Source organism: Paenibacillus agaridevorans, assembly GCF_018604145.1.
Taxonomy (GTDB): Bacteria; Bacillota; Bacilli; order Paenibacillales; family Paenibacillaceae; genus Pristimantibacillus; species Pristimantibacillus agaridevorans.
In genome coordinates this window covers 6,505,249-6,523,495 of sequence record NZ_CP075889.1, presented here as the reverse complement: position 1 = coordinate 6,523,495, position 18,247 = coordinate 6,505,249, and the positions used below count along the sequence as shown (strand labels likewise).

The 18,247-nt window shown below is 52.8% G+C and carries 13 protein-coding genes; 3 read left to right on the top strand and 10 right to left on the bottom strand.

The window, feature by feature from the left end:
• Window positions 1-19: 19 nt before the first annotated feature.
• Window positions 20-760: a lysoplasmalogenase gene (locus KJW29_RS26120; RefSeq protein WP_214626839.1), complete on the top strand. Its 741-nt coding sequence runs from the start codon at window positions 20-22 to the stop codon at window positions 758-760.
• A 180-nt stretch (window positions 761-940) separates the two neighbouring features.
• Window positions 941-1,606, top strand: a complete 666-nt coding sequence (locus tag KJW29_RS26115) for a hypothetical protein (RefSeq protein WP_214626838.1) — start codon at window positions 941-943, stop codon at window positions 1,604-1,606.
• A gap of 72 nt (window positions 1,607-1,678) precedes the next feature.
• On the opposite strand, the gene pepT is transcribed toward KJW29_RS26115, so the two are convergent.
• Window positions 1,679-2,911 (bottom strand): peptidase T, encoded by a 1,233-nt coding sequence (gene pepT, locus KJW29_RS26110; protein WP_214631329.1) that lies wholly within the window; start codon window positions 2,909-2,911, stop codon window positions 1,679-1,681.
• A 434-nt stretch (window positions 2,912-3,345) separates the two neighbouring features.
• Here pepT and KJW29_RS26105 point away from each other — a divergent pair, with 434 nt between their 5' ends.
• Complete coding sequence (locus KJW29_RS26105; RefSeq protein ID WP_214626837.1) at window positions 3,346-4,842, top strand: FAD-dependent oxidoreductase; 1,497 nt, start codon at window positions 3,346-3,348, stop codon at window positions 4,840-4,842.
• On the opposite strand, the gene KJW29_RS26100 is transcribed toward KJW29_RS26105, so the two are convergent.
• The 9 genes from KJW29_RS26100 to KJW29_RS26060 form a co-directional block, all read right to left on the bottom strand.
• Window positions 4,839-5,681, bottom strand: coding sequence for a helix-turn-helix domain-containing protein (locus KJW29_RS26100; protein ID WP_214626836.1), 843 nt, complete (start codon window positions 5,679-5,681; stop codon window positions 4,839-4,841). The genes KJW29_RS26105 and KJW29_RS26100 overlap by 4 nt on opposite strands.
• Window positions 5,682-5,954: 273 nt before the next feature.
• Window positions 5,955-7,313 carry an FAD-dependent oxidoreductase gene (locus KJW29_RS26095; RefSeq protein WP_214626835.1) on the bottom strand — a complete coding sequence of 453 codons (1,359 nt, stop codon included), beginning with the start codon at window positions 7,311-7,313 and terminating at the stop codon, window positions 5,955-5,957.
• Window positions 7,314-7,370: 57 nt separating this feature from the next.
• The gene (locus KJW29_RS26090) at window positions 7,371-8,381 is read right to left on the bottom strand and encodes a glycoside hydrolase family 130 protein (RefSeq protein WP_214626834.1); all 1,011 of its coding nucleotides are present in this window, start codon (window positions 8,379-8,381) and stop codon (window positions 7,371-7,373) included.
• A 32-nt stretch (window positions 8,382-8,413) separates the two neighbouring features.
• Complete coding sequence (locus tag KJW29_RS26085) at window positions 8,414-9,319, bottom strand: carbohydrate ABC transporter permease (protein WP_214626833.1); 906 nt, start codon at window positions 9,317-9,319, stop codon at window positions 8,414-8,416.
• Between the two features lie 99 nt (window positions 9,320-9,418).
• A complete protein-coding gene (locus KJW29_RS26080; protein WP_214626832.1) occupies window positions 9,419-10,321 on the bottom strand; it encodes a carbohydrate ABC transporter permease in 903 nt (300 codons plus the stop codon).
• Window positions 10,322-10,397: 76 nt separating this feature from the next.
• Complete coding sequence (locus KJW29_RS26075) at window positions 10,398-11,801, bottom strand: ABC transporter substrate-binding protein (RefSeq protein WP_214626831.1); 1,404 nt, start codon at window positions 11,799-11,801, stop codon at window positions 10,398-10,400.
• 127 nt (window positions 11,802-11,928) lie between these two features.
• The gene (locus KJW29_RS26070) at window positions 11,929-13,554 is read right to left on the bottom strand and encodes a response regulator (RefSeq protein ID WP_214626830.1); all 1,626 of its coding nucleotides are present in this window, start codon (window positions 13,552-13,554) and stop codon (window positions 11,929-11,931) included.
• Window positions 13,541-15,301, bottom strand: a complete 1,761-nt coding sequence (locus KJW29_RS26065) for a cache domain-containing sensor histidine kinase (protein ID WP_246608388.1) — start codon at window positions 15,299-15,301, stop codon at window positions 13,541-13,543. Before KJW29_RS26065 ends, KJW29_RS26070 begins: the two co-directional genes overlap by 14 nt.
• A gap of 131 nt (window positions 15,302-15,432) precedes the next feature.
• The gene (locus KJW29_RS26060; RefSeq protein ID WP_214626828.1) at window positions 15,433-18,096 is read right to left on the bottom strand and encodes a 3-keto-alpha-glucoside-1,2-lyase-like domain-containing protein; all 2,664 of its coding nucleotides are present in this window, start codon (window positions 18,094-18,096) and stop codon (window positions 15,433-15,435) included.
• Window positions 18,097-18,247 lie beyond the last annotated feature (151 nt).

Here is an 18,247-nt window from a genome sequence, read left to right as displayed (position 1 = left end):
ATAAGGGGGATAGAACGAAATGGATAAAAAACGTCTGATCACGCTCATCGTCCTCACGGCGATGGTCCATCTCGCGACGTTATCGGTGGACCAGCAATGGCTGCATTGGATATTTAAGCTGCTGCCCATGGCGCTTATCATCGTGCTTGCGGCGGCATCTTCGGGAGACGGGAGACACGGTTCGGCCTATCGAAAGCTAGTCCTGGCAGGTCTGGTCTTTAGCATCGGCGGAGATACGTTCCTGCTGCTGCCGAACGATCCGTGGTTCGTATATGGTCTGGGCTCTTTCCTGGTGGGACACCTGTTTTACGTAGCGGCGATGATGAGGGGCTGGCGCGGGCGCAGCGAGCTGCAGAACAAGAACGGGAAGCGGCATGGCATGGCAATCGGATTTACGTCCGGCATTCTGATCGTCGGCTATTCCCTTGTATTAGGAAGCCGATTTTACGACAGCATGATGGCCGACGACAGCCAGAAGGGGCTCTGGATCCCCGTTGTGGTTTATATCGTCGTCATCGGGGCCATGGGCTGGTCGGCCATAATGAGCCGAAGCGTGTTGGCCGCGGGCGGAGCGCTGCTGTTTATCGCATCGGATTCCTTGCTGGCCTGGAATAAATTCGTTGGCGAATTGCCGTTCGCAGGTGTACTGATCATGGCTACGTATTTCGCGGCGCAGCTGCTTATTGCTTCCAGTATCGAGCGTGGGGGGCAGAGGCGGATGTTGCAGAAGGATGCTTCCGCCGCATCGCATAATGGATAGGTGTCACAAGAAAATGAGAAGGACGTAACCAAACCGAAGGTTTGGGAGCGTCCTTTGTAATTTATAGGAGATTATATGATTTCGCCGTACTTGCACGACGCACGCTAACGCAACCAATGGCTTTAATATTCGTTAAATAACAAGAGACTTGCAAATATGATTATACGAGGAGGGGGATCGGTGAAAAAGTCTGTGTCGTTGTCTGTCGGACTGGGCTGCGCCACCCTTTTGATTGGTGCCTGTATCATTGTTTTTTTACAACCTAAAGAAATCAAGGTGGACAGAGTTTACGGATCGGGTATAAACATGAACGAATACAGCCTTTCCATTAGCCCGGCGGGTGAAAATATGATCCCCAGCACGCAGGAACAATATAACGAGGTAAGTGACGATTCGGCCATTAATATTTCGTATGCGGTCGTTTACGAGCAAAATAAATGGTTCAAGAACGATCGGCGCAGCCTTAAGCTGCTTCGATTCGAGAGACCGTTTCCGGTCGATCAAAACGCCAAAGTGCAAGACTTTTATTATAGGCTGGTGGATGAATCGATTGACGTGTACGATGATCGCACCGCTGTTTTTACGCGATTGTATGAAAAACGCGAATCCTACAACAATTTATTCGATGTGATTCCGCAGTCCATCGTTATTCCTGGAGGAAAAGATATTAAGGAAGCAAGGCTGTGGATCCAACAGCACAATCCTCAGTTTTTAAATCTGAAGGATAAAACAATTATTCATCCAGCTGTACTTAGTAGCTGGCAACAGGATGATTACCGCCAAAGCTATAGCGACTTATCTCCGGAAGGACTTTCGCTTGAGGAAATCATCGAACATGCATCCTGATTCCCCCGTATCAAAAAACAGACCTCGTGGCATGAGCCGCCCGAGGTCTGTTGCATGTGTGGAAGACGAGCGCTACGCGCGAGCTTCGTATCGCTTAACAATCTCAATGATCGTCTTGACGGCGAGCTCCATCGTATCGACGGAGACGTATTCGTAACGGCCGTGGTAATTCTCGCCGCCGGTAAACAGGTTTGGCGTCGGCAGTCCCATAAAGGAGAGCTGAGAGCCGTCGGTGCCCCCGCGGATCGGTTCGACGAGCGGCTTAATGCCCAAGCTCTCCATCGCTTCCCGGGCAATCTCGACGATATGGAATACGGGTTCAATTTTCTCTCCCATGTTGTAGTAACGATCCTTGAGCTCCAGCACGATGCGTTGCTCGCCGTACTTGGCCGCCATGGCTTCTGCCACTCGCGTCATCTCCGCCTTGCGGGCATCGAATTTCTCGCGGTTGTGATCACGGATGAGATAATGCAGGCGCATCTGCTCGACGTCTCCCGCCATATTGTTCAGGTGATAGAAGCCTTCGTAGCCTTCCGTATGCTCAGGCACCTCTTGCGGCGGCAGCATGGCATGGAACTCCATCGCCAGCTTCGTCGCGTTGATCATCTTGTTTTTGGCGGTGCCGGGGTGTACGTTTTTACCGTTGATCGTTACATTCGCGGAAGCGGCGTTGAAGCTCTCGTACTGCAGCTCGCCGAGCGGACCTCCGTCCATCGTATAGGCGTATTCCGCTCCGAATGCGGCTACGTCGAACTTGTGCGCGCCCCGGCCGATCTCTTCGTCCGGGGTAAAGGCGACGCGAATCTTGCCGTGCTTGATCTCGGGATGGGCGATCAGGTAGGCCATCGCGGTCATAATTTCGGCCAGGCCCGCCTTATCGTCCGCACCCAGCAGCGTAGTGCCGTCCGTTGTCATCAGCGTGCTGCCGATATGGCCGGAGAGCGCGGGGAACTCGCGCGCCGATAGGACAATGCCTTGCTCCGCGTTCAGGACGATGTCGCTGCCGTCGTACGCATCGACGACCTGCGGGTTTACATTCGCTCCCGTCATATCGGTGGCCGTGTCGACGTGCGCGAGGAAGCCGATCGTCGGCACTTCCTTGTCGGTATTGGCAGGGAGCGTCGCCATTACGTAGCCATTATCGTCGATCGTGACGTCTGCCATGCCGATGCTCTTTAATTCTTCCACCAGCATGCGCAAAAGCGTCATTTGTCCCGGCGTGGAAGGACAGCTCTCGCTGTTCTCGTCGGATTGCGTATCTACTTGCACGTATGTAGTCAGTCTTGAGATTAGCTCTTGCTTCATGCTCATTCTTTAATCAGCTCCTGTTACCGTTCTTGCTCCAAGTATAATATAAAACCGGGGGAAGCCGAAATGCATTGCGGCGAAGCACTGAAAGCCGATACCGCGTTGTCGGCTTATTTCCGTTTGGACGAGCCGCTTTTGCTCTGCGTATGCTGAGAAGCTTGTTTGTTCCATATCCGCGTATTTAAATTAGGCAAATCAACAATCCCAAGGATAGAGAGGATTTCATGGATGGCGATGGCCAGCAGACCTTTGTGCAGGCAGACGCTTACTTTGTTCTTCGGATATTTTTAAAACGATTTTTCCATGAAACAGCAATTCATAAAAACAGTAGGATTCATCAAGTGTAAGAGGAAGATCCATCATTCTCGTCATAGCAGCATGCGGTTTATAATGGCTATTGTAAGAGAAATAGCATATTGAGGAGGATTCATGTGAATCAAGAGAAGCAGTATGATATTGTAATTTACGGAGGGACGGCTGCTGCTATCACAGCGGCTGTTCAAGCGAAGATAATGGGAAAAAGCACGGTAGTCATAGAGCAAGGCCAGCGAATCGGGGGCTTGACCAGCGGAGGCTTGGGAGATACGGATGTGGGGATGAAACAAGCGATCGGCGGCTTGTCCTTGGAATTCTACCAGCGGGTAGCCCGCAAGTATTCGCAAGAGGATGCCCGTTGGCTGTTTGAACCTAAAGTGGCGCTCGAGGTTTTACATGATTTGGTGCGCGAACACAACATCGAGGTCATCTATGGAGAACGGCTGGATTTAAAGGATGGCGTGGTCAAACAAGGCTCCACGATTACCTCCATTCGCGCGGAATCCGGAAACGTTTATAGAGGCAAGATGTTTATAGACGCTTCTTACGAAGGGGATCTGATGGGCAATGCCGGCGTAACTTATTTTGTAGGCCGGGAGTCGAATTCGCAATACGGCGAAACTTTAAACGGCATCCGTCCCGGCAATGAGCTGCCAAGCGGAATCGATCCTTATGTTATTAAAGGCGATCCCTCGAGCGGCTTGATTCAGCGTGTCAATCCAAACCCTGGCGGTAACGTAGGCGACGGGGATACCAAGCTTCAAGCTTATAACTTCCGCATGTGTTTGACGAACAATCCGGACAACCGCATAGAGATTGAAAAGCCTGAGGGATATAACGAAGCCGATTATGAAATTTTGTTCCGGGCCATCGAGCAAGGACAGAACACGAAGTTTTTCAAGCTGAACATGGTAACCTCGGATAAGACGGATTCCAATAACAACAGCGGCATTTCTACGGATTATAACGGAATGAACCATATCTATGCGGAAGCGGATTATGATACTCGGGAACAGATTTTGAATGCCCACCGCATCTATCAGCAAGGTTATGTATGGACGATCCAGAACCATCACCGTGTACCGGAGGAAATAGCCGCGGTTTACAAGCCGTGGGGGTTGCCGCGCGATGAATTTATCGACAACGGCCATTGGACTCCCCAATTGTACATTAGAGAATCCCGTAGAATGATCGGGGATTATGTCGTGACGGAGCATGATGTCAGATTGGAAAACCCGGTTCCGGATTCCATCGGAATGGGCTCCTTCGCCATAGATTCGCATCACACGCAATACTATGTCAATGAAGACGGTCATGTAAGCACCGAGGGCGGATTTTACATTAAATTGAAGGCCCCTTATCCGATCAGCTACCGGGCGATTGTGCCGAAGCAATCGGAGTGCACCAATCTGCTTGTACCGGTATGCGTTTCCGCTACCCATGCAGCCTACGGCTCGATCCGGATGGAGCCCGTATTTATGATTCTGGGCCAATCCGCTGCAACCGCGGCCGCGCTGGCGCTTGATGGGGACGGCATCGTTCAGCATGTACAGGTCGAGCAATTGCATGCCATGCTTACACGTGATAATCAGGTTTTGTATGAGGACGTCTAATCCAGGTCTTCATACTGATTGAACCGGAATCCGAATTTGCGCCGGTATTCGCCCGGGGGATGTCCGTACCGTTCCCGGAATACTCGGCAGAAATGCGCATAGCTCTGGAAGCCCGTTTTGTCGGCGACCTGCTCCAGCGCAAGATTGCTGTATAACACCTGCTGCTCTGCCAGATTCAGCCTAACGTCTATGCAGTAGGCGAATAACGACCCGCCAAAAGCGGACTTGAACAAGTAAGAGCATCGAGAGACGCTAAGGCCGACGGATGCCGATATTTTCTCCAAGCTAAGCGGTTCATGGGCATGATTGTCGATGTATTGCTTGAGCTTGTATGCGATATCGGCTCCCTTGGAGCGCTGATTGATTTGGATGGCTTGCTCCAATGTCAGACAAAGCGTTCTAAGCAGATAATCCATAATCTCTTCCTGGTGCTGCGTCACCTTTTTCTTTTCGCTGATCAAATGTTTCCATAAGGTTATGACCGTATCGTCAAAGCCGATGTTCGTTTTGGTTGGCAGGTCCCTGTTGTTCCACCACGAATCCAGCCACTCCCCTTTGCCGGTCATAAAATAGTCCCTGACGGGCTGAATCGCACCCGATGCCGGAGAGGTTCTTGGCTGCACATCCAGCTCATACGGCTGATCGGGCGAATAGATAAGCAAGTCGCCAGGGATAATCGTTTCGTGCTTTCCAGCCACAAGCGCGCGGCATGTTCCTTCTGCCTGGAGCCGAAACAGGTAGAAGTTCAGCCCGTCCTTATACTTCACGGAGTGCGGCTTCGTATGCGTGAAATAATTGGCGTAGATGACGGAAGATCCGTATTGGACTGCTTTTGTCATAATGGGGCGTTCCTCCCGGAGATAAGCGTTCTGCTCCGATTATATATTTTCTTCAGGGTGTTGGACAGGCGAAAATAAGGTGAAACGGCTGTCGCCGTCCTTTGGCGGCGCAGTGCGTTTCATTCCGAGAAATATAGAGAAAGTATAGCCAAATGATATACTTTCCTATATTTCGAAAAATGGCGGCATAGGGCCTCCCCCCTATACCGCCATCCCTTTAGCTACGTGCCGTTAACTCTTAACTATGATAGTCAGATCATCTCTCGCCATTTCCTACTGATTCTCAACCGCTACTCCATTGTCTCCTAGCCATACATCCTGCTCCAGCAGTCGCTGTTGAAGCTCGGCCACGGAGATGCCGCGAGAGCCCGCACCGTCACGAAGCGCGAGTGTAGCTGCCGTTCCAGCAGCTTGCCCCATCGAGAAACAGTTGGGCATGACCCGCAGGGAGCCTTGCACCGCTCGGTCCGAGGACACGCAGCGCCCGGCAACCCACAGGTTGTCGATGCCGACCGGCAGCATGATACGGTACGGTACACCGTGCGAAACGCCAGGCGGCAGGTGGTTGAAGGTCATTTCGCTCTTGCTGTTGGCGAGATGAATATCAATGTAGTATGCGTTGCGGGCAATGTCGTCCGGGAAGGAGCGCGCGGCGAGAAAATCATCGACCGTCAGAATATAATCCCCTTCGATACGGCGAGTCTCCCGGATCCCGAGCTGCTCCCCGCTTGCCACCATATGAGCTTGCTCAAAACCCGGCACATAACGGCGGAAAAACCGAAGCTGGCGTTCCGCCGTGCGACGACCTTCAATCGCTCCGCGCGTCAGATCCTCGGCCAGCGTGCCGTCTACCCCGAATACATGGCCGAAGTTAACGCCAACCAGGTTGTCGCTGACCCAAGCAAGACCGGAGATCGACTTGCGTCCCTCCGGAAGCGCCCCGTCCTCGATCGCCCGTTCGACCGTCCCGTGCAGCTGGCCCGTGTCCCCGCTATCCTGCAGAAACCGGTTGAACTTCGGACGATCCACATTCGCAAGCAAATAACACATACTGCCGGGCTGAAGCTCTCCCTCATCCCCGCCCTTCTGGAAAGGAACTCCCGACAGAGCGGCAATGTCGCCATCACCCGAACAGTCTATAATATACCGGCAGGAGATGAAGGACCGTCCCGTTTTGTTGACGACAATGACCCCTTCTACCGTCCGACGGTCCTCGGACAATACCACATCGTATACAAAGGTGTGAAACAGAGGAATAACGCCGCTTTCCAGAATGGCATCGTCATAGACGCGTTTCAGCACTTCCGGATCGATCGGCACCCAATCCAGCATCTCCTGATATTCCTCGCGGAACCCGGGATCGCAGGCTTGCTTCATCCGCTCCATTAACGCAAGCCCGAGACCGCGAATAATCGGCTTCTGTTTATCCGTAAAGGGGCAGAACGCCGGTACGAGCGCAACCGTGCCCATGCCGCCAAGAAATCCTCTCTGCTCCACCAGCATGGTGCGTGCTCCCCCTTTCGCGGCGGCAATAGCCGCGGCGATTCCGGAGGCTCCTCCGCCGATGACCAGCACATCGACCTCGCTTGAAACCGGGATGCTGGCGGACGGCAACGTAATTTGTTTGTTCATAGCAACCACTCCAATTCTGTACGGGCATAACCTATCATTATGGTTTATTGGTACGCGTTATTTGTTCGCGCCATCCAGACATAGCTTCAACAAATCATCAACGTGGGCAGTAGCCAAACATTCTACGGTATCGGCGGCGCCGTAGTAGATTTTCACTTCTCCGGAGTCCTCCAGAATCATGCCACCCGGAAAGATAACATGGTTGCGGAAGCCTCCGTCGGTCTCATACGCAGCTTCCGGCGCAAGCAGCGGCGCTTCCGCCTTTCCGATAATCCGGCTAGGGTCCGCAAGATCCAGCAGCATAATGCCGGCCGTATACCGTTTCTTCCAACTCGGCTCCCAGCCGTTCTTGCCCCGGTTGCGGTCGATATCGACGGCATGGAACAAGGTCAGCCAGCCTTTGTCCGTCTTCACGGGCGGAGCGCCCGGACCTACCTTGTCGTTGGCATAGGCTACATCTTCAACGGCGAGCAGCAGCTTGGAGTTACCCCAGTATCTAAGATCCGGCGAGTCGCTCATCCACATGTCGAAGCGGTCGATGCCGCCCCGGCTGTATACGGGCATCGGGCGCTCCAGCCGGACATACTTGCCCCCGATCAGCTCCGGGAACAAGACCATGTTGCGGTTGTCCGGCAGCGACAGACTTAACACGTCGAACGAGCTAAAGTCCTCGGTGACGGCAATGCCGCCGCGCAAGCCATGCTTGGTATCAACCGCAAAACACATATAACATTGATCGCCGATCACCGTCAGACGGGGATCGTACACGCGAATGACCTCTTCATCCTGCCAGGACCAGCACGGCGCTGGCCGCACATCCCACTTGATGCCGTCATCGCTGAAAGCTACCCCCAGATTGGTAGTATGATGCGGAGCAACGGTCTCTTGCTGCTCATCGCCGTAGTCGTTGCGAAACACCATGACGTATTTGCCTCTGAACTTGGTAACGCCCGCATTAAAAACCATCGCCGGACCGTAAGGCACATCCCCCGGAGATAGAACCGGATTGGCGGGATGCCGGGTAATGACCGGGCTGGAAAACAGAGGTCCTACCGTAAAATCGCTCATATGAATGATACTCCTTATATTTAGAATTAAAATTAACCTTTGATCGAACCCGACGTAACCTGAATAAACGACTTGTTGGCCAAAATATAAGCAAGCAGCATCGGCAGGATGGACAGACACGCGCCCGCCATCATCAAGTGAATTTGCATGGCGGCGGAGGAACCGTACCGAAGATTGGCAAGTCCGACGGTAAGCGTCTGCAGCTCCGGATTCGTCATCGTGAACACCAGCGGCAGAATGTATTCGTTCCATGCATGACGGAATTCGAACAAGCCGGCCACGCCGAGTCCTGGCGTTAAGAGCGGCAGAACAATACGGAAGAAGGTCCTGACGAACCCCGAGCCGTCCACCATCGCCGCTTCATCCAGCTCGCGAGGTATCGCTTTGAAGAAGCCAAGCAGTAGGAAGAAGGTGCTGGAGTGGGCGCTGACCAGAATGATGATAACACCCCATAACGTGGTGTTCAGGCCCAGCACGACCATCAAATCGAATTGCGGACGCAGTACGATGGCACCGACGGATATAAACATCATGGCCGCCTGAGTCGTCACATAAAGCGACCTGCCGGGAAATTGGCGCCGATCGACTACGTAAGCCGCCATGGCGGCTACCAGCAGACTGGCCACAGTAACGACTATGCTGACAAATGCGCTGTTCCAGGTATAGCGGGCGAAATTAGCCTGCTTCCAAGCTTCCGCATAGTTGGCGAATTGCATCTTGGCCGGCAGCAGGCTGCCGCCGGTCATCATCTCGGCGCCGGTCTTGAGAGAGCCGGACAGCGTCATTAATAGAGGAAACAAGGTCAGCGCGGCCGTTGCAAGCAAGAACAGCCACATCACCGTACGGCTCGCAATTCTGCCTATGCGTCCCGCATGCGGGCCGACGGCCGTTTTGCCGCCGTTCCTTTCCGGCTTTTTGGATACCACCTGTTCGTTCATTTGTTTATCCTCCTGCAAGCCTGCAGCCGTTTATCATAAACGCGTCTGCGGCGTTGTGTTCGAATCGTAAGGTCTTCGCATGATCGGCGCTTAACGCCATTAATACATTTTGTTCATTTTGCGGCTTAACAGGAAGTACAAGCCGGTGATCGCGCCGACGATAACAGCGGTAACGAAACCTACGGCACTGCCGTATCCAAGCTGCTGATCTACATACCCGCCCGTAGTGGAGACCGGGAACAACAGTTTGTAGAGATAGAGGTACATGACCTCGGTCTTGCCGATCGGTCCGCCCTCCGTGATGACCATGATGCTCTCATAGCCTTTCAGGGATGCGATAATCGCGAGCATAATAACCAATTGCGCAACCGGAGCCAGCATCGGAAGCGTAATGTTCCAGAACTTTCTCCAAGCGTTCGCGCCGTCAATCGACGCGCTTTCGTACAGATCCTGCGGGATGCTCTGCAGTCCCGCCAGAAACAGCAGCATATAGTTGCCGACCGCGCCCCATACCGCCACAAGAATGAGCGTAAACATCGCTAATTTCGTTCCAAGCCAGTCGACCGGCTGCGAGACCAGGTTCAGCTTCATCAAAGCGGTGTTAACCATCCCGTTATAAGAATTAAAGATCGTATAGAAAACAACGGATATAACCGCGGTACTGATGACCGTCGGCATAAAGTAGATTCCGCGCAGAAAATTGCCGCCGCGCAGCTTGCCGTTCAAGATCACCGCAAGCAACAGGGAGACGGGGATCGTAATTAGCAGCTTGCCCCCGGCATAAACAAAGGTATTGCCAACCGAATCCCAGAACAGATCGTCCTGCATGACTCGCCGGAAATTGTCCAGGCCAGTAAACAGCGGTTCGCCGTATCCGGCATAGTCGTAGAACATATAACGCAGCATCCAAATCAAGGGATAAACGCCAAGCACCGCCGTCAAAATAATGCTCGGAGATAGAAACAGAGAGTTCTCCCCCAAACGTTTCCATTTAAAGCTCATGATCGTTCCTCCTTTTGGGGAAAGAAAAAGGGCATCCGCCAAAACATGCGCGGCAGCCCCCTTTCTTGCCTGCTATTTATCCCTGCGGCTTGGTTGGATCAAAGGCAGGGTTCGGCGTCACGGAAACCTCGCCTTTCTCCACTGCTTTGGACAATGCGTCATTGTATCTTGCGTTCAAATCGGTTGTGATGGCTTGTAGATCTCCGCCTGCAAGCACATATTTGAAGAAAGCGTCGGCATAATTCGCTCCCTCCGGAGTAACGGTAGGCGAGACCGGCCAAATGGAGTCGTGTTCCCCGACCAGGAAGCCTTCCATCCCGTTAATATCCGGATTAGCGGCTTGCTCTACGATAGAAGGCACTACGGCAATTCCGAAGCCTTTTTCATGATAACCCTTCAGATTCTCGTCCCCGTACATGTACTGCATGAATGTCCAAGCCGCTTCCTTATTGGCCGATTGGGCGCTGATGCCGAGCCAAGTACCGGCGGACACGATCTCGGAAGTACCCTTGATCTGACCGTCGATTGTTGGAGCCAAAGCTCCGGCCCAATTGATTTCCGTAGGGAATTGATCCTTGTATACGCCCGGCTCTGTCGAGAAGGAAAGATACATGCCGATTTTGCCTGCGGCGAATTGGGCGCGCAGCGGGTCGATATCGAGTGCTTCCGCACCTGGGAGAATGCTGCCGTCTTCATACATTTGCTTGAAATATTCGATGACCTGCGAATAAGGCGCGAAATCGAACTGTCCTGTTTTCAGATCAAAGCCAAGACCTTGATGACCGCTCAAGGAAAGAATTTCCCGAATGGAACGGTCAAAAGCCGATTTCGGGCTTTTGAAGTTCAGAGCAAAACCATAAATGCCTTCGCTCTTGCCGACTTCGGTAATTTTCTTGGCGGAGTCGACCATTTCCTGCAGCGATGTCGGAGGGTTCTCGATACCCGCTTTGGCGAACAGATCCTTGTTGTAGACCAGACGCAACGTATTGCCGTTATTGGCCAAGCTGTACACCTTGCCGTCGAAACGGTTAACGCCGTCAAAAATCAGATTCCCGAACTTCGATTTTATGTCGTCGGTAAGATACTCGTCAATCGGCGCCAGATAATCTTTTTTGAAAAATCCGGGCGCCTGGTTGCTCTTCAGTCGCAGCACGTCCGGCGCCTGGTTGCTGGAAAACGCAATGTCGACGCTTTGCGCGTAGTTCTCGGACATAACGGTCAATTCCACTTTAATGTTGTCCTCGTTCGTCTCATTAAACTTGTTGATGAGTTCATTGATGTATTCCTGATCATGACGATCGTCCGTCCAGTACTTCAGCGTCACTGGAGGCTTGTTCGCCTCTGCCGTTGGCGTCGCCTTGCTTCCTTCGGAATTCGCGTTCGTTGCAGTAGCATTGCCGTTGCCGTCGTTCCCGCTGCAGCCCGCGATTACGGTAGCCATAATGAGACTCATGCCGAGACCTAACCATTTTTTCTGCATACATTCTACCCCTTTGATTAACATTTGAGTGTGAGCTCTTTTTTATTATAGGCCCCCGTACTCCGAAAGGGAGTGCGTCAATTTCACTCTCGAGGGATAGATTTCTATGGTCTATGCCATGCGTTCCTTATGCCTCCGGACGTTCCATATGATAGCTTGCCCGGAATTCGGTAGGCGTCTGGCCGGTGATCTTCTTGAACACGTCGCTGAAATATCGGCGTTCCTCATACCCGACAGCGAGTGCCACCTCCTGTACCTGCGCCCCCTCGACAAGCAGCAGCTTCGCCTTCTGAATGCGTTCCGAGGTCATATACTGCGTGACCGTCATCCCGGTCACCTGCTTGAACAAGCTGGCAAAGTAGCTGGCGCTAAGATGTACATGGGCGGCGCATTCGCCGACGGCTAGATCCAAATGCAACCGGCTCTTCATATAGTCAATCGCTTTATAAATAACCTTCTGGCCTTCGGACAGGCTGTTCTTGTGCACTAACGTTGCCCCCTCCGTGCATAAGGCAAGCAGTTGGCGCTGCAAAGCAGCCAGAGAGAGCCCCGCAGTCCCTTGCACAACCTTGAAGCTCTGGATCAGCGGTTGTATGTCCGCATACGGAACCATCTCATAGAAGGTGCGGATCGCCGAAGCAGCCAGCTCATCATACAAACTAAGGAGATAATTCGGATTTTGCCGAGAGATGAGCTTCTGCAGGGAATCCGATATCGCGGACAGGATGGACACCGTCCTCTCCACATTGCCGGAACGAAGGGCAAGCAGCAGCTCGTCCTTATATTCAAGCGCCAGCGGCTCCTGACTTCCGCTCTGGTGAATATCGTCATACATGATCACCGTATTCCCATCCGTGAACAAGTGATGAGAGAGCGCCTGCTGCGCTTGGCGGTAGGAGTCCGGGAGCTCGCTAATCTCCGTCACCCTGCTTCCGACCCCGACGGAAACCGTAAACTTGGCATATCGTTCGATATTCCGGCATATTTGCTCGGCAATTTCGTTCGGACTGGACTTGCCTGTATCGTTGAGTACGGCCAGATACTGGTCCAGACGGTAGCGGAATACAACGCTGTTCGTATGTTCGGCGAGCGTCTCCTGCATAATATTGAGCAACGAGAACCGGATTAGCTCCATCTCCCTGATGGACGGCTCGACGACCTCTCCCCGGACATTGTCCATTTCGATCAGCATGGCCACAAAGCCCCGCGGCTCCAGCTTGATATTCAAGAAGTCCCATCTTCCCGCTGCTTCTTCCCACGAGATCCGGTGGTTGACGAGAAGCGTAAAGTATTCCTGACGGAGCACCGGCATGCTCTCGCGAAGCTTGTTCTCCATCTCCCTCAAGCTAATCAATTGCAATCTTTCTTCCATAATCTCGGCTTTGGCTCGCAGCGCCGCGGACATAATATCTTCCTCCGAAAAGGGCTTCACCACAAAATCAAACGCCCCTAGCTGCACCGCCTGCTGCGCATAATCAAAATCGGCGTAGCCGCTGATCAGAATGACTTTGCAATTGCGGTTCTCTTCCAGCACCAAACGCAGCATGCTCAGTCCATCCATGATTGGCATCCGGATGTCGGTAATGACCAGGTCCGGCCGCAAGTTGCCGATCAGTTCAAGCCCTTCTTCGCCATTGCTTGATACTCCGGCAACCCGAATCCCTTGTTCTTCCCAATTCATCGCAGTCAGACCGTCCACTACGCTCTTAATATCGTCGATAATGCAAAGACTGATTTCCTCAGGATTGTTCATTCCATTGCTCCCCTTTCCTTGGCAATGATATCACTATTTCCGTCCCGCGCTCCGGCGCGCTGTTCACATGAAGGGTCGCGCCATCTCCATAATAGAGCTGGAGCCGCCTTATCAGATTGGATACGGCATACCCTTTCCTGGATTCCTGCAAGAAAAGGGCATGTACCTGATCCTCTTCCATGCCATTGCCGTTATCGCGTACGACAAGCATCCAGCGATCCTCTTCTCCGATTATTTCAATTTCTATAAGACCGCCGTTCTTCATATCCCGAAATCCATGCATAATGCTGTTCTCCGTCAACGGCTGCAGCAGGATACGCGGAACCGAAAGGGCAAGCAGCTCAGGCTCGCGCACATGGATTTCATAGGTAAATAAATCTTCATAACAGCTTAATTGCAGCTCCAGGTATTGACGCACATGCTCCAATTCCTTCGATAATGTCGTAATTTCCCGGCCATTGTTCAGCCCGAGCTGGAACAGGCGGGACAGCGACATGACCATCTGCTGCGAGGGTTCGATTTGCTTCAATTTCAGCTTCCAGTAGATCGTATTGAGCGTGTTATACAGAAAATGGGGATCCATTTGGGCCGACAATGCTTTGATCTCCGCGGACCGCTTATGCGTCTGCGCCTCCGTCACCTCGTCGATCAACACAACGATCTGCTCAAGCATCCGGTTAAACCGCAGTCCTACTTGACCGAATTCATCTCCGCTGGCGCTCTCGAAACGGGCGGTCAAATCGTTGTTCTCGACCCGCTTCATCACCTTCATTAATTCTTGCAACGGCCTAAGCAAATAACGCGAGAACGCGCCGGAGATCAGCATGGTGACAAAGAAAGCGGCCAGCGCGACGCCCGCGATCAACCATTGGACATACACCAGATCCTTCAGCACGCCAGCCCGCGACTGAATGGTGGTCATCGTCCAATCCGCAATGCCGATACCCGCATAATTAAGCAGATAGGTCTCGCCGTTCAGCTCAAAGGATTGACTGCCCTCCGGGCGATTCATCAGGCCCCTCAGCTTTCCCCCGTCCACCGCCTGGCGGACCAGCGGCTGATTCGCCGGGTAGATCGTCTCCCCGTTGTCGTTCAGCAGAAAGCTGGACGCTTCTTCCGCATCTCCTTGCACCAGCCTTCGAAAGCCGTCCTCCCGGATATTCACGACAATGTATACGCCGCTGACCGGCGTGTCGAAGATCGGCTCCAGAATAAGCGAGATGACGCGGTCCTTGCCGGTGAACAGCATATCCTCATGACCCTCCACCCACAGGTTCTTCTTCTCCTGTTCGATCCGTTCATACAGAAAGGTATCCTCGAACGCGATCAGCCGATTGCGATTCATGGACGAAGGATAAAATTCTCCGATCGGCGTGGACACGTAGATGGAATGGATCAACGGTTCGGCGACGCGCGCCTGCGAGAAGACATTGTCCAGATCGCTTAAATGCTTATAGTACCTGCTGTCGTCCCCGAAAACGACATCCCTCAGCATCTCGTCAAAAGGTTGGCTGATCATAAACGTCATCATAATCAACATCAATTTATTAAGCTTCTCGTCTACAATCTGCGCGGACCTTGCCACCGTGTCCTGCGTCAGCTTCAGCGCGTTTTTCTCCAGGGTGGCGGCCGAGATATAATAGGACAACCCTCCGGTCATCAGGACGGAGATCACGATGATGGCCAGAAACGCGATTTTGAGTTTGTTGCGCAGTGATTGCCTGCCGAGGTAGTCCAAGCCTGTCACACCTTCCTTTAAAGTAATCTATCCTATGATTATGTCACTTCGGCCGCCGCTTCGACAATGCAAAAACGAAGCTGTCCCGCAGCCGGTTCACGGCTTAAGGGACAGCTCCTTCTGTTACTCGCCTGCCAACGTTAAGGGGTAGGCGCCAGCACCAGGGCGTCGTCAAAAGATACGTCCGCCGAGGTGGTCCGGAATCCGATCCTCCCCGCCGTCAATTCCGTAACGGGGTTGGTCCATTCCGTCATTAACGCTCCGTTCACATAACCTTTTACCGTATTGCCTTCGATGAAGACTTTAACCGTATACCATTGGTCCGCCCGAGCCGCGAAAGGAGCGCTGGACACCAGAGTCAGCACCTGGTTCACGGATTTGTACAATTCCAGCATCTGATTCGATGCATTGATTCGGTACATATAATAGTTATCCGCATCTTGTACCCGGAAGAGAAGGCCTGCATTGGCATTGGCGATGGGCATTTTCACTTCGGCTTGATAGGTATAATCCGTCCATGGATCGCCGGCTGTCGTAATCGCGGTGGTCCAGGCGGCTTGGGTCAACGCTTTCGATCCGTCTGCCGTCACGCTCCACGAACCGGAAGACGATGTCCAGCCTGTCGAATTTCCGTCTTCAAAGTCGTCGCTGAACCTTGTGATCGGGTAAACGGCCGCATTGTCAAAATGAACGCCTGCCGAGGTGGTCCGGAATCCAACTCCTCCCGTCGTCAATTCCGTTAGCGGGTTGGTCCATTCCATCTCTGCTTGCCCGTCTACGTAACCTATCACCTTGTTCCCCTCGACTACCGCTTTGAGGGTGTACCATTTCTTGCTCTGGGCTGCGAACGGGGCGCTGGCCTCCAGCGTCAATTGTCCATTCACGGATTTGTACAATTCCAGCATCTGATTCGCTGCATTCATTCGGTACATATAGTAATTATTGGCGTCCTGAGCTCTAAATATGATGCCTGCATTGGCATTCGTAATCGCCATTTTCACTTTGGCTTCGTATTCGTAATCACTCCATGCGTTGCCGGCGTGGGCGGTAATCAATGACGTGACGGTCTGGCTTCCGCTGGACAACACGCCATTATCGCCTTCCGTCGGTACGCTCCAGTCACCTGAGGCTGACGTCCAGCCCGTCGTATTGCCGTCTTGGAAATTGTCGCCGAACAGCAACGGTCTGGAATTGGCAAAGGTTACGCCGGATACATTGCTATTGATAACGGAAATCTTCAAGTCGGTCAGATTGGTCGCGAGCTTGCCCTTCACGTAAACATCCGAGAACATGACGTTTTTCACCATTCCGCCGTTGGTCACATTCCCGGAAAGTCTGGATTGCTGCGAGCCCAACTGGCGAATATTGATGTTTTTCACCGCGACGTCGCTGACATCGCCGGAGGTGCTGGTCGAGATCCCCAGCCAGTAATTGCCGAACTGATTGACGTCTACTCGTTCAATATCGATATTCTCGAACGTAATCCGCCTGGCGTAGCCTTCCTCCGGAAGCGTGTTCATGGTGTAGCCGTGATCAATCAGCAAGGCTCGGGCGCTCTGATACACATACGAATTGCGGACGGTTACCCCGATTTGCGCCTGGGCCACTCCCTGGCCAATCTTGAACGCCACGCACCTGGTCCATGCAAATGCATCGTCGAAGACCACATTCTCCAAGTGCTCCAGCGCTCCCGGCCACCCGCTGGACATTCCCGTCTGCAGCCAGGTTTTCGTCGAATATGTATCGTCATCCGAGATGGCGATCGAATGCTGGACAAGCACGTTCTGACTCTCGTTAATATCGATCACGTCATTCTCGATTTTGTATAAATCCTGGAAGCCCTTCAGATTTTTAATGGTCACATTGTCGGAACGAGCCACCATGAACGACCAGAAGCCGGCATCCCGCAGGATGAGACCGTCAAAATTAAAATTGGACGTTTGCATCGGAACCAGCAGATTGTTCAGGAACCCTTCGTTTTTGTTCGGCGCTGGCATCTTCCGCTCCCGCATCGCTATGCCTTGCCCATCGATGGTTCCCCGTCCCCGGACCGTAATGTTGCTGGAGCCTGCGGTCGTGCGAATAAAATACGTGCCGTCCGCATTTCGCGAAGTCTTGCGGAAGTCATTCCGGTAATCCTCGCCTTTGCCCGTACCGAGGATGACGGCACCTCCGGCCAGGTAGAAGTCGACATTGCTCTTCAAGGTCAGATTACCGCTTTTATAGACGCCTGCCGGAATAAATACGATGCCGCCTCCGGCATTATGGGCCGCATCGATCGCCCGTTGAATCGCGCCGGATGCCATCGTTGCCCCCGTATTGTCCGCGTTGTACGGCGAATGGGTTACATTATAAATCCCGGCGCCCGAGGATGGAGGAATATTGGTCTCCAAGGGATCCGCAGCGATGACCAGCCGCTTCCTGAGGCCATTGATTTCCACGATGACATAAGTAGAAGAAGAAAGCGAGAACGTCAGTTTGTTTCCGCTGACCGTACCCTCGATGTTTTTGGCCAATGGGCTGATGGAATAAGAGGTAATCGGGGCATTGAAGGTCACTTCAAGACTAACCGTGCCGTCAAAGGAAAATTGCGCGTAATCATAGTCGGGCATATAACTGATAACGGGGACCGTTTGGTTGTCCGCTTTTAACGAGTATACGCTGGATGCGGTATATATGGAGGGCATGGAGTAATTCTGAATCGTGGCATTCCCGTTCGCATCGGCCGATTGCGGCAATACTCCTACGATAATAAAGGCCAGCACAACCAACAAACTGATCGCTTTCTTTGTCCTGTTCAGCATAAGTACCTCCTTAAGATTGGTCTCTGCCCGCCAATTGTACGAAACGAGAATCCGTTGCCCGGGCGGCGGCCCCGCTTGCAGTCCCGCGAAAGCGCTAACATTTTTCGGAACAACACATTCTGCTTCTCCTAATCCCTCCTCATGCTCCAGC

Bases quoted from the DNA above. Each gene is read 5' to 3' on its own strand.
- KJW29_RS26120 (WP_214626839.1), top strand. From the start codon at position 20: ATGGATAAAAAACGTCTGATCACGCTCATCGTCCTCACGGCGATGGTC.
- pepT (WP_214631329.1), bottom strand. From the start codon at position 2,911: ATGAAGCAAGAGCTAATCTCAAGACTGACTACATACGTGCAAGTAGAT.
- KJW29_RS26100 (WP_214626836.1), bottom strand. From the start codon at position 5,681: ATGACAAAAGCAGTCCAATACGGATCTTCCGTCATCTACGCCAATTAT.
- KJW29_RS26095 (WP_214626835.1), bottom strand. From the start codon at position 7,313: ATGAACAAACAAATTACGTTGCCGTCCGCCAGCATCCCGGTTTCAAGC.
- KJW29_RS26090 (WP_214626834.1), bottom strand. From the start codon at position 8,381: ATGAGCGATTTTACGGTAGGACCTCTGTTTTCCAGCCCGGTCATTACC.
- KJW29_RS26085 (WP_214626833.1), bottom strand. From the start codon at position 9,319: ATGAACGAACAGGTGGTATCCAAAAAGCCGGAAAGGAACGGCGGCAAA.
- KJW29_RS26080 (WP_214626832.1), bottom strand. From the start codon at position 10,321: ATGAGCTTTAAATGGAAACGTTTGGGGGAGAACTCTCTGTTTCTATCT.
- KJW29_RS26075 (WP_214626831.1), bottom strand. From the start codon at position 11,801: ATGCAGAAAAAATGGTTAGGTCTCGGCATGAGTCTCATTATGGCTACC.
- KJW29_RS26070 (WP_214626830.1), bottom strand. From the start codon at position 13,554: ATGAACAATCCTGAGGAAATCAGTCTTTGCATTATCGACGATATTAAG.
- KJW29_RS26060 (WP_214626828.1), bottom strand. From the start codon at position 18,096: ATGCTGAACAGGACAAAGAAAGCGATCAGTTTGTTGGTTGTGCTGGCC.